At 63.1% G+C, this 12,508-nt stretch carries 11 protein-coding genes; 9 read left to right on the plus strand and 2 right to left on the minus strand.

Features of this window, described 5'->3' with window-relative positions; all coding sequences use genetic code 11:
• Positions 1–305: 305 nt before the first annotated feature.
• A complete protein-coding gene (locus MGN01_RS02105) occupies positions 306–608 on the minus strand; it encodes a hypothetical protein (protein WP_147044936.1) in 303 nt (100 codons plus the stop codon).
• 594 nt (positions 609–1,202) lie between these two features.
• On the opposite strand from MGN01_RS02105, the gene MGN01_RS02110 reads away from it, so the two are divergent.
• The 9 genes from MGN01_RS02110 (at position 1,203) to MGN01_RS02150 (ending at position 11,269) form a co-directional block, all read left to right on the plus strand.
• Positions 1,203–1,688: a hypothetical protein gene (locus MGN01_RS02110; protein WP_147044937.1), complete on the plus strand. Its 486-nt coding sequence runs from the start codon at positions 1,203–1,205 to the stop codon at positions 1,686–1,688.
• A complete protein-coding gene (locus tag MGN01_RS02115) occupies positions 1,685–3,136 on the plus strand; it encodes a primase-helicase family protein (protein ID WP_147044938.1) in 1,452 nt (483 codons plus the stop codon). Before MGN01_RS02110 ends, MGN01_RS02115 begins: the two co-directional genes overlap by 4 nt.
• A 575-nt stretch (positions 3,137–3,711) precedes the next feature.
• Positions 3,712–4,569, plus strand: a complete 858-nt coding sequence (locus tag MGN01_RS02120) for a hypothetical protein (protein WP_147044939.1) — start codon at positions 3,712–3,714, stop codon at positions 4,567–4,569.
• 762 nt (positions 4,570–5,331) lie between these two features.
• On the plus strand, positions 5,332–6,126 hold the full coding sequence (locus MGN01_RS02125) for a hypothetical protein (protein WP_147044940.1): 795 nt from the start codon (positions 5,332–5,334) through the stop codon (positions 6,124–6,126).
• Between the two features lie 108 nt (positions 6,127–6,234).
• A complete protein-coding gene (locus MGN01_RS02130; RefSeq protein WP_147044941.1) occupies positions 6,235–6,678 on the plus strand; it encodes a hypothetical protein in 444 nt (147 codons plus the stop codon).
• Positions 6,679–6,775: 97 nt separating this feature from the next.
• On the plus strand, positions 6,776–7,021 hold the full coding sequence (locus tag MGN01_RS02135; protein WP_147044942.1) for a hypothetical protein: 246 nt from the start codon (positions 6,776–6,778) through the stop codon (positions 7,019–7,021).
• A gap of 402 nt (positions 7,022–7,423) precedes the next feature.
• Positions 7,424–7,747 carry a phage tail assembly protein gene (locus MGN01_RS02140; protein WP_147044943.1) on the plus strand — a complete coding sequence of 108 codons (324 nt, stop codon included), beginning with the start codon at positions 7,424–7,426 and terminating at the stop codon, positions 7,745–7,747.
• Between the two features lie 211 nt (positions 7,748–7,958).
• Entirely contained in the window at positions 7,959–10,148 is a 2,190-nt protein-coding gene (locus MGN01_RS02145) for a phage tail tip lysozyme (RefSeq protein ID WP_147044944.1), read from the plus strand.
• A gap of 11 nt (positions 10,149–10,159) precedes the next feature.
• A complete protein-coding gene (locus MGN01_RS02150; protein ID WP_147044945.1) occupies positions 10,160–11,269 on the plus strand; it encodes a hypothetical protein in 1,110 nt (369 codons plus the stop codon).
• A 112-nt stretch (positions 11,270–11,381) separates the two neighbouring features.
• Here the strand turns inward: MGN01_RS02150 and MGN01_RS02155 are convergent, their stop codons facing one another.
• The gene (locus MGN01_RS02155) at positions 11,382–12,506 is read right to left on the minus strand and encodes a DNA methyltransferase (RefSeq protein WP_170245822.1); all 1,125 of its coding nucleotides are present in this window, start codon (positions 12,504–12,506) and stop codon (positions 11,382–11,384) included.
• Positions 12,507–12,508: the final 2 nt, after the last annotated feature.

A 12,508-nucleotide genomic window follows, 5' to 3' on the forward strand; every position in this document is an offset into this window, starting at 1 on the left:
CGCAACAGCCAATATGGCTATGTCGGCCTTATGACTCCCTTGGAATGGCGGAAAAGCCGAGAGCTTTCGCAGCGACAAGCCGCTGAGCTCGCCGGCGTCTCTGGGCGTAACCCCGCTCGGACCTGGAGCCGTTGGGAACTGGGCGAACGTCAGCCGCCCATACGTGTCGTGGCTAAGATCGAGGCCGAAAGCGCCGGTGCAGTTTCAGCGGTTGCATGGGCTTCAGTGAGAGACACATTCCTCTCGCATCTGCAGGAGCCGCCACCGATTGGTCCTTCTGTCGAGGCACGCGCATGATGCAGGCTTCACACTTCAAGCCCCATCAGCCCCACGGCCACACTGCCGAGAAGCGCGGCCGTCTCGCGGCCGCCCGGCGTCCGGCCTTGTTCGTCGAGGCGGTTCGTCAGCCGCTCGAGCACAGCGGTGCGGTCGCTGATCGGCAGTACGCCGACGAGGTCCATCATCAGGATCGCCAGCGTTTCAGCGACAGCCTTCGCGCTGACGTGTCCAACTCTCCCATCCGGTCCTGCCGACCACCCAAGCCCGCCAAGACTACGGCGGCCGGCAGATCCCGTGACGTCGTCCCTGTCCTTCTCACTCACCTCCATCTCTCGGCTCCCGTGCTTCGGTCGGTTTCATCCCACCACAGGAGCCACCCGAGATGTTGGGAAGGTCACCCGCGAGCGCGGGTAAATCACCCGAGGCTGTCATGACGACTGCGACTGCCGAGGCCCGATCTCTCGTCGAGATGATCGCGGGCCCGCTTCGGCTTGGTGAGAACGTGAAAGGCGCTCTGTCGCGCGTCTCGCGTGCAACCGGCCTGCCCGATCGCCGCATCCGCGGGATCTGGCACCAGGAAGCGCGATCGATCCGGTCCGAAGAGATGGACCGCCTGAGACAAGCCGCGCGCGACGCTCGCGCCATGGAGCAAGCCCGCGATGAATTTCGAGCCGTCACAGCCCTCATCGCCGCCTGCGACACGACCGCTGGCGTTTGGAGTGCGGACGGGTGTCGCGAAGCGGATCCTCCGATGGGCTCGCGGGCTAGCGCTCTGGATCGCCCCTTGGCTGCAGGAGCCTGATCAGCCGCGCTGAACCGGTCCCCGAAACGAGAACCGCCGCCCCGGGTGCAGCCGGAAGCGGCGGAGAAAGATGCGCTCGATGCGAACCCAACGCGGTACAGATCATAGCCGAAGCCACCAGGTGTCGCCAGCGGGCGGCGTTTTCGCTGGGTATGGCCCCTGCCGGGTCGAGACGTCGATTTCGCAAGCACGTCTGCAGCAGCTCGCGCGCACCGGCGCTCCCCATCTGCGTCCGATCTACGGTGCCATGGCGAATGGTCTGGTCGGCTTCCTGCTCGTCGCCCAGAATGCTGGTCGCTTCGACGCCATCAAGGGCCGCCCGTTCGTCGCCCTCCTCGCGGACGACACCGATCGTGCACTCGGACCGGCCGGCTTCCATCGCAAGTCCGTTCGGCGAATGGCGGCGCAGGTCTCCTCGATCGCGATCATCGCGTCCGACATCGTGCACGAGGCGTACGTCACCGCGGCCGCCGGCGCGGCGCTCGGTTTCAACATGCTGATCGTCGAAACGCGTCCCGAGCATGAGGGCGCGTGGATGGAGCTGCTGAGAGAGGCCGCCCCGCAGGCATCGACCCTCCTGTGCACGCCGATCGAGGGAACCGCATGACGGCGGCGGTCACACTCCTCTCTCAGGCCAAGAAGTCGAAGAAGAAGGCGCGCAGGCCCGAGGACGTCGACATCGACGCCGGCGGCTACAGCCTCGACCTGATGAACGACGAGTTCGCCTTCCTGCTCGTCGGTTCGAAGGCGGTTATCATTCGCGAGAAGGCGGACGCGCCGGTCAATCAGCGCATCCGCTTCCTCACACTCGAGGCCTTCCGGCAGTGGTCGCTGAACCTCTTCACCGAGGCCTGGGATCCCGAGGCCAAGGACGTGAAAAAGATGTCCTGGGCCAAGCGCTGGCTCGGCGATCGCCAGCGCCGGCAGTACGACGGCGTCGAGTTCCATCCGGATCGGAACCCGGATCCGAGCCAGGCCGGCGGCACGCCGGGCTATTACAATCTCTGGCGCGGCTGGAGCTGCGCGCCGAAGCGTGGCGGCTCGTACGCGACCTTCCGCGACCACCTGCTGAACAACGTCTGCAATGGGGACGAGCAGCTCTACCTCTGGGTCTTCGCGTGGTTCGCACACATCCTGCAATGGCCACGCGAGCGTATCGGCAATTCGATCATCCTCCGCGGCGGCGAGGGCTCGGGCAAGACCAAGATCGGCGAAGTCTTCGGCTCGCTGATCCCGAGCCACTACTTCCTGATCGACTCGCCGCGCTACCTGACCGGCCAATTCAACGCCCACATGGCCTCCTGCCTCCTCCTTCAGGCAGACGAGGCGGTCTGGACGGGGGACAAAACGGCCGAGGGTCGCCTCAAGGGCTTGATCACAGCCGGCGAGCAGATGATCGAATCGAAGGGCGTCGATCCGATCAGCCTACGAAACTATGTCCGCGTGCTGATGACCTCGAACGAGGACTTCGTGGTGCCCGTCGGCAAGGACGGCCGGCGCTACTGCGTCCTCGACGTCAATCCGCGCGTTGCCCAGAACAGTGCCTACTTCGCTGAGATGGATGCCGAGCTGCGCAACGGCGGCCGCGAGGCCCTGCTGCACGACCTTCTGACGTTCGACCTATCACGGGTCGACATTCGACATGTGCCTCGCACCGACGCGTTGCTCGAGCAGAAAATCCATTCGCTGCGCGACGTCGACGCCTGGTGGCTCGATCGGCTGATGTCCGGCTCGCCGACCAGCAAGCTCGATCACTGGCCGCACGAGATCGGCGTCGACGAGATGCGCGACGATTACTTCGCGGCCTCCGAGCGACGAGGATTGAAGAACAAGAGCTCGGAGATTGTTTTCGGGAAGAAGCTTAACAAGCTAGTCCCGGTCCTCAATCGGATCCGTCGCTACGAAGATATAGATGTCGGTCGACGGCGCGTGTGGTTCTACGCGTTGCCCAGCCTGTTGGACTGTCGCACAGCCTTCGAAAAGGCGGTCGGGCAGAAGGTCCTCTGGGGTGACGACGAGGATTCGCCTGTGGACGATCCCGGCCATGTCGATTGAGGTGTCCTAAGTGTCCTATGACAAGTTCCACTTAGGACCGCCGTAAATCTATGAAATTACAGACGATGTCCTAAGTGTCCTAAGTGTCCTATGTTTTCCCTCGCGTACGCGCGTGCGTGAAATGAGGATGAGGCCGCTTGCTAAGCCCTCTGCTACCTGCCGCCGATTTTCTGCAAATGGTCGCACTTCAACTTTCAATAGGACACTTAGGACACTTGGGACATCGTCAATGAAATCAAGCATTTAGAGCTGTCCTAAGTTGGACTCGAATTAGGACACCTAGGACATGGTGTTCAAGATATCCCCCTGTCTTCTCACACCGGCACAATATCCATTGACAATGACGCAGGTAGCGTCGGACCGCTGATCTGCAGACTGGCGACACGAAGATCTCCAGGTGCATCACCTTGGGGGTTTCATCCTTGATCGCCTCGACTTCGATCTCTCAACACAGAGGCTATGCTCGACCAGGCGCGCACCACGCAGCCGGCGTGCGCCAAGTCCGGACCCACGCGGCGCCAGCGTCCAGACGGAAGCCCGGCCTTTCGACGAAGCGGCCGCTCGACATTGAGGACGTGCTGAGCTGGGCCTTCCGCCACGAGCTGACGAAGCGCCGTGACGACGACCGGGGCCCGCGCCTCGGCTTCTCACCCGTATCGCCGATGTTCCGGCATGCCGACCTCGGCGTACGCGTGGAGAACTTCAGCCGCGAGCCCGGCATGCCGGCGGCGATGGGCGAGCCGCATCCGGACGCGCTGATCGTCGAGGCGGCCGTGCTCGAGCTCGCGCGCTTCGCCGAGCATCGCTTCGAAGGCGATCTCGGCCTCCTGACCAATCTCCCACCGGGCCAGAACGAACACGCGGCGATCGGCCGGGCGATGTCGCAGCTGGCCGCCACCGTTCAGATTCAGGCGAGGCTCAGCGCCCGGCCGACCTTCGTCAACTCGCCCCTCCCCGCCGCGGTCGTCGGCAAGACCGGCAAGCCGATCATCTGCATGCTCCGGACGGAGATGCGCGCCGACGCGGCCGGGATCCTGCGACCGCACCTGGTCGAGGAGCGCTGCGGCGCCGTCGGCGCGAACCGGTACCCGAACGGCGCCTATTGCTGCATCGACTGGGATAACCCGCAGACCATCCTGCTCGAGCGGGCGACCTACGCGGCTTGGTGGGCGGCCCTCGACCTGCTGGCGCACGAGCTGAAGGGCAAGCTTGAGACGATCGCGGTGTTGCCGCCGGCGGCCGCCCAGCGGCCTTGGGCGGGTAACGTCGACGGCAGCAAGCCTCGGCGCATCCTGGAGCGCCTGGCGAGCCCTCCTCCGGTGGTGCACGAAGGATCTGCACAGCGGGCGCGCAGGGCCCCTGCCAAGCGGGGTGCACCGGTCAGCACCCGGCGATCGGTGCCGCCGCCCGCGGTCGAACTCGAGACCGCCTAGCCGTCCGCTTGATAGCGGAAAACGGCTTGCGTATACCTCAATGCGGACCACAAGGTCTCTGAAGCCCCGCTGGCGATCGCCGCGGGGCTTTTTCGTAACGCAGGCACGTCGCCGCCCGGTTGGCACGGGCTCGACGAAGACGCGACAAGCGCACGCCTGCCATCACCGCCCGCAGATCCCAGCCACCAGGCCCCTCCTTCGAGGGTGGATCACCCGCGCCTCGAGCGCCGCGGCGGCAACTTCCCTCCCGACGACATGTCGACCTGACGAGCGCCCCGCTCTGGCGGACACCGGCTGCGGGGCGTTCGTGTTTCTGCGCCCTCTTTCACGCGCCGGCCGCTGTATGATTGCTTCCGATAATGTTCCTTGTCGGAAGTAAACCGAGCAGGCTTGTCTGCCGCATAACGCGCGATCGGTAGCGATTAGACCGCACGCGCCAGTGCTCCTCAGACGAAATTTCGATCCGCGCCTGGCCGGTTGGTTGCCTGGAGGGTGCGGCTAGGCTGCCCGAAGCCGGACCCCGGCTGCGGGTGCGTCGGCCGAGGGCGTGCATGCGCGCCTCATCCGGCTCGGGCAGCCGCCCCTTTACCGATTCGGACTTCCGGCACTCCATGCCGGCACGGGATAGCGCGAGGCGCTTCGTGACGGGGCAAGCGGCCCCCTCGAACACCGGAAAGCACGGCTCCCTGCCTCGCGCCGACCTTCGGGTCGCGGAGGGTCAAGCTATGCGCGGGCCGCATTCTTCAGATCCATCGAGGCTACATGCACCCGACAGTCTTCCGCGTCGATCGGCCGGCCGCGCCACTGCCGACGAACATCCAGAATGATCACGACCTGACCCGGTGGCGCGAGGAACACGCCGCCGCTCAGACCGCCGCGTCACGTCTTGCGACCGACCGGACACGCATGCTGGCCAGCGCCAGCGTTGAATCCATCACAAAGAAGGATGCGGAGATTGGCGCCGCTCGTATTCGCGTCGAGCGAGCCGCCGCCGTGATCGAAGCAGCCGAGCGCAAGATTTCGGACGCTGCGGCACGTGAGGCCGCAAAGGAGCCGGAGCGCCTACGCCGCTATGCTGCAGGCAAAAAGGCCGCAGCGGAAGCCGAGCGCTTGATGCGCGACGAGTACGGCCCGATGGCCGGCAAGGTGGCTGCGATCATGAGGCGGCTCGCGGAGCTGCGAGCGATCGTCAGCCTCGCCAACGCCGACTTGCCAGCCACTGGCGAGCAGCTGAACCCGGATGCCTTCCGCGGGCGGCCAGCGGAGGCCAGCCGCTACGAGATGCGTCCGCATGTCGTGACGGTCGAGGAGGATGGCACGGTGGTGCACTCGGTGATCCGCGCCGAGAGTGACCGCGATCGCGGCGGCGATCGGGACGACGGCGGCCCAGCGATGCATGTCAGTGGCCACGGCGCTGGGCTGCGTCAGGAGATCCGCCAGCGCCAAGTCTACATCGCAGGTTCTGCCGGCATCGACGTGCCACCCCTCGACAAGTCGGTAACGCTGCCAGGCCTCGCCTGGGACGATGCTCCCTTCTGGCCGCCGGCCGCACGCTGAACATTCGATCTCGTTTGTACCTGCAGGAGTACGACTATGCCGAACCGTAATCACCCTTCCGCAACCAGCCGCCAAGCGATGGCCGCTGCAGAGGAAGCTCGGGCTCTTTTGAAGCGAGCTGGCAAGAGCCGCGACGACGCGAATCCGGAAGATCAGAGTGAGGCTGACAACACCGCCCAAACGCTGGAAGAGCCTGCGACCGATGCGGGCAGCGACGACGATATGGGCGAGATCCTGGTCGAAGCCGGGGACGACGAAGAGGATGACGATACCGCTCGCTCGGGCCGTGGGTCACGCAAGGCCACGGTACGCGCTGCCGTCGAGGCGGACCGGGTCCGATCTTCGACGATCATGGAGCTCGCCCGCGCCGCTGGCCTATCGAACTTCGGCCGACGTCATGTCGATTATGGTACGTCGGTCCGCGAGTTCAGGAGGGCACTGCGGGAGCGGCAGGGCAAGCCTGGTGCGCGCAAACTCCACGATCAGCCGAGCTTCTCCAAGGAGGTGTCTCGTGGGGCAAAGGAAGCGCAGCGTGCGCTCGGCCGGCGCTGACACAACCGATTTCCGTTGACGGAATAGAGACCGGGATCGGCGGGCGGGAGACCGCCGAGCCTAGAGGGTCGTCTGCGTCCCTGCATCGAGGTGGAGAATGACCCAAGACACCTTCAAGCTTGAGGAACTCGACGAGCTCGACCAGAAGCTCGCGATAGGCATCCTCTATTCAGCGTCGCCGTTCGATCGCCCAGCGGGTTCGATGCCACCTGCAGAGGTGCGCGATATCCTGAAGCGGACGGATCGGCTGATGCCGCACCTGAAGCGCCTCTGGCCGTCCGTTGAAGCGGCGCAGCAAGCCAATCGCGAGCGCATGCTTGAGCTGTTCGGTGACGCGCTCTGAATTCCAGGGTCCTTCCCAGGGGGGTGGCCGCCCAAGGGGAATTCGGACCGCACGGGTTCACCCTCTGAGAATTTTTCGAACCGGGGTTGTTGTTTATGACCGGCCCCCACTTTCGCCGGCCGAGCATCGCCGGCGCTGAGCGTAAGAGCCTCTAACAAATAGACTTCGTCGAACGGAGCGATATCGCCGGCGCCGATCGAAAACTCTCGTCAGAAGTAAAATCTGCCTCGCTGTGTGTCGCTAAACCGGCCCGGCATCTGCGCGGAGCTGCGGCTGCCTGACGGCCGTCGACCAGCATCTTTCACCGATCGCGGCCTACCGGCCGCCCCCTAATCCGGGCCGTTGTACGGCTCCGGAAATGCACCCCTGTGCCCTTGCAGGGCACCTCATAGGAGACCTCCCGTGGCCGATCCTATCAATGCCAGCATCCCCGACTGCCTCAAGGCTATGCAGGCGCCCCAGATCACGAAGTGGCCGTACGAATTCCCTCTCTCGAGGCCGATCGACGATGGGCAGGAGACGACAGCCGTTCTCATCCTTCAAGAGCCGACCGCGAAGGAGGTATTCCGGTTTGGTCTGCTCACTGGCCTTGCCGAGGACCAGGTGCGCGGGCTTGTCGGCCAGCTCGCCGGCATCGCGCCTCCCCTGCTCGACAAGATTGCGGGCGCCGACATCATCGCGCTCTCGGTCCGCCTGAACCGTTTTTTCAGCCAGGCGGCGGCCTGACGGCGCGTATCGACCAAATCATCCGGCATGGCCTGCTCTGGAACAGGAGTTGGCCGTTCAGCCTGCCGCCAGACCAGCTCTCCGCCGGCGACCTCGCGTACATCGAGGCAAGGATGGCGGGGCTCGCGGCCGAGGCTGACCGCCGCGGTGATGATGACGACTGACCTGGCGAGCGCCGGCAGCCCTCCCCACTAACTGAGACGGATCGATCGTGTCCGACGATACCCTACGCCTTGTCGCCAAACTCGACGACCAGGTCACTGGCCCGCTCGGCAAAGTCGAGGGCGCGCTCAAGCGCACCAGCAACCAGGGCCGCGACGGCGCTGCGGCGATGCGCAAGGAGTGGGAGGGGTTCCGAGCGGTGCTGGGAACCACGAACACGGCGATCTCCGGAATGGCAGCTCCGCTGTCCGCGCTCGGCCTCGCCGGCGGCGGTGCTGCGCTGTCACTGGCGGCGGCTGGCAGCGCGTTGCGGGACTTCTCCAAGAGCACGCAGTCGCTAGAAATCCTGTCTAAGCAGACCGGCTTGACCGTCGAGAGCCTACGCGCCCTGGAAAACATGGGTGGCCGCGTCGGCATTGCCGGCACCACGATGCTTAGTGCGGCCGATAATTTTTCCCGTGCGGCGGCCCAGCTTAAGCGCGGGTACAGCGAAGCCATCCAGTCGCTGCCCAACATGAATTTGCGCTGGCTGTTGGACGATTTGAGGAGCGCCAAGTCTGCCGAAGAGATGATGAACAAACTCTTCGAAGGGCTTCCGAAAATCAGCAACATCGAAGCGCGCCGTCGTGTTTTGACGATGTTCTTCGGCACCGAAGATATCGACCGTATCATACAGGAATACGGGAACGATGCTGCAAAAAAGCTGCAAGAAATACGCGGGCAGGTCGGGACGATCGGTCCCGAGGCACAAAAGGCTGCGCGAGAATTTGAGGATATGGTGGGGCGGTGGGATGCCGCGCTCGGAAAAGCCAAGATCTGGGCCTTAACGCCGTTGCTCGAGGGCGCCGTCAAGACGATGGGCGGTATCGCCGACGCGGCTGAGAAGCTTCGATCCGGTCATCCGCTCGACGCATTGAAAGCGCTCGATCAGGCAACGGATCTCGGCTTCGGCTCGATTGGTAAGGCGCCCGCCGCAGTATCGCGTGAGAAGCTCGAAGGTCGGCGCAGCCAGGTCCAGCGGCAGCTCGAGCTGCTCGAGGCTGGCCCCCGCAGCAGCGAATACCAACGCAAGCATGACCGGATGGTCGACGAGCTCAAGCGGGTCGCCGACGAGCTCCAGAAACTTCGCGAACAAGGCGGGGCCAGTGTCAGCCCGTCCAGCTTTGACGGATCAGACGGCGTGAAGTCTCTGATCCAGAAAGCCGCATACGGCGGGTCGCCTTTCGTCGGCGGCGGCTATGGTGGCAGCTCCGGGTCGGTTTTTGGCCGAGGCGGTACATCCCGCGCTTCGAGATCATCTGACGCCCCCGAGAACGGCGGCGGCTTTCAAGGAATCCCGTTTGGGAGCAGCAGCGCGGGCGCGACCGGTGGCCAGACCACGGCCAACACGCCGCGTGGAACAGGCCGAGGAAATTCGCGGGCGGCCCGCACCGGCGACATGATGGCCTACGCGATGGATCAGCTTCGTCGTGAAGGCGTACCGGAAGCGAACCTGAGGCAGGCCGCGGCCCATCTCGTCGGCCAGGCCACGATGGAGTCGGGGCTCGATCCGAACAAGACACATGACGGCGGTACCGGATACGGCATCTATGGCGCGCGCGACCCAAAAGGCTGGGGCGACTACAAGGGTGCTCGCCGGTCGCATATGGTGAAGTGGCTGGAGAAAAACGGCTACGCCCGCAACTCGGCCGAGGGGCAGATGCGCTACATGGCGCACGAAGCCATGTCCGGCAGTTATCCGAACACCAAGCGCATTTTGATGAGCGGTGGTGGCGCCGAGCATACGAACACGATCACCAGGGAGTTCGAAGGCCCTGCCGTCATCAATCATCGCGCAGGCGCCGTGCAGAACGCCATGCGGGTCGGCCCTACGCAGCAGGGACCCACGGCCTCAGGCGACGATGGCGGCTTCTTCCCCAACGGCGCGCCGCGCGTGCTCAAGCCCAAATCCATGGCCGGCGACAAAAGCGTCCCTGGTCACGTGATGGGCGATGGCTTCGAGCAGACCAAGCCATGGTCGACTGACCCCGGCGCCAGCCTGATGAAGCGCTTCTACGGCTCCGGTACCCCGAGTGGGGGAGCGCCGACAGCGGGGTCGGATGCCTCTGGCGGCCAGGGTACCCTGCATATCAAGCTCGAGGGCGCATCCCCGGGCACCAGGATTTCGCACGACATGGACGGCCTGTTTCGCGGCGTCACCGTCTCGCGCCACCGATCGTCCGAGATGTCCAACCTCTAGGCCAAGCTGCGATGCCCGATCCCGATCTCGTCTGCCAGGTCTACGCGGCCGGCGGCATCTTCTCGAACTGGCTGACCGTCGCGGTATCCTACACCTGCGATGATACCGAGCCGCTTCGCCACTTCGCCTTGAGCTGCGCCGAGCCGAGCGCCGCCAAAGCCGCGCTCAAACTCGTCCCGGGCGATCGCGTCAACATCGATCTCGCCGGCCGCCGCGTCATCGAGAACGGGTTCATCAAGATCCGGCAGGTCGGCTACGATGCCAACCGGCACGGCGTACAGATCACCGGCCTCTCAGCCGCGGGAAACATCCAGCAGGCGAGCGCCGATCCGGGCCAGTATCGAGGCTATGCCTTCGACGCGATCGCCAGGAAGGTGGCGCAGAAGTACGGTGTCAGCTTCCGGATGGTGAACCCGCCAGACGGTGCCAACCTGCCGTTCCCCAACGTCATTCCGTCCCATGGAGAAACGGACTGGCATTTCCTGAGACGCCTCGCACGTGCCCGCGGGATCATCCTCACGGCCGCGGCAAACGGCGACCTCGTCGGCGGCGTGCCCGATGGCGGCTCCGGCGCTACCTTGGAAGAGGGCCGCAACATCCTCTCCTGCAACTGCTACATCGAGCAGCCTTGGATGGATAAATTGCTGGGCGTTGCACAGACGCCTGGCTCGGACGGGATGTCCGGCCGGACGGCGGCCGAGGTCGCATCGACGGCACAGATTAATGGCGGACCTGGCAGTGGTCTGACGGCTCGGGTTCTCGCTGATCAGCCTCTCAACCCGCAGGAAAATAAGATCGCGACCGACGCATATGCGCAGCAGATCCTGCTCGACACGCTGCGTTGCACGGTGACGCACCACGGCTGGTTCAAGCCCGGCACGACGGATCTCTGGGAGCTCGGTGACAAGGTAACCGTTCGCTCTCCGATGGCCTTCGGCCGCGTCGACACCCAGCAGCTGCGGGTGTGGTCGGTTACCTGTTCGCAGACCCCCGAAGGCCAGACCACGACCAGCGTGCAGCTCGTCAGCGAGCCCGTTTTCCAGCGCAAATATCCGGACGGCCAAGCCGGCGATCCGTTCGGACAAAGCGCCAAAGCCGCGTCCATTCAGATGCCGGCATAAAAGATATCGCTTATCCCTTCACGTCCGATCAGCGCCCCGAGACTCAGGTCTCGGGGCGATTTCTTGTTCTGAGGCAACTTGCTCCGCTGATCCAACTCATCGCCCGGTGATTTTATCCCGCTTTTTGCAATACAAGGATCAGCTCTCTTTTGGTGGCAGCACCAGACTTGCGGGAACGTCTGACATCCGGAATGTTATCTTGAATAACATGTTCCAAACGTAAATCTGGATGTTGCTTAAGGAGCCTCTGATAGAGCCGCTCAGCCGGATGGCTCGTCATACGTTTGCGCGACACTGTTTCGCCAACGACTAATATACAACGGCCGCCAGACCGTAAAAATTTGAAGGCATTGTCGGCAAATGCCGCGGTCATATCATCGAACCTGTTGGCTTTGTCAGTTGGCTCGGGCGAGTAATTTTGTGTATTGCGGTCAAGAAACCACATTCTGAGCCGGTTGTCGCGAATGTAATCGAGCGCGTTCATGTAGGGCGGGCTCGTAACAATAGCATCAACTTCTCGGTCAAGCTTCAGCTTTTCAACGCTAATTTGCTCTATAGTGATCACGTTATCACGATTTGCCGGTTCAAGATCTCTGTAGGTTCGAGTAATCTTTGCAGAAAGCCTTGGCTCTAAATCTCGTTCAGTGTACATATCTGGGAATTCTTCGCGCGAGTACTTGCGGTCGCGAAGGTAAGGCACGAGATGGCTGCTTGGATAAGATAAAAATCCTGGCCGCTGATGATGAAGCACGCTTAGCAAACATGCTAACAGAAAGTTATCTGACCTTTCGATGCACTCGTCGCAAAACCTCAGAGCATTCTGAAGTGTTTCCGGATGAAAAAATTTACGTACCCATTCGGGTATCTGGCTCTCGTCGTAACGCATACGGCGCTTAGAAGCATCAAGTGTCTGCTTCAATCGCTCGTTTGCTAAAATAAGCGTTCTAGGCGCTTCGAGTTTGGCGCGCGTCAAATTTATTGCGTACGGGTTACTGTCAAATGCCAAAACTTTTCGACCTAATAGCGCCGCTTCTAAGGGTATCGTTCCAGACCCAGCGAAGCAGTCAAGAATTGTATCGCCTCTGTTGGTAAAGTTACTTAGCAAATGACGGGCTATATTCGGTTTTAACTTGCCGATATAAGGCGCAAGCTGATGCAGCTTGCAATCTGTCTGCAAGGCCGACTGCTGCCAAGAGGACGGCGCTAGTTCAACGTGGGAGAAGATCTGGCTACTCACGG

The sequence above is a fragment of the Methylobacterium gnaphalii genome, from assembly GCF_007992215.1.
GTDB lineage: Bacteria > Pseudomonadota > Alphaproteobacteria > Rhizobiales > Beijerinckiaceae > Methylobacterium > Methylobacterium gnaphalii.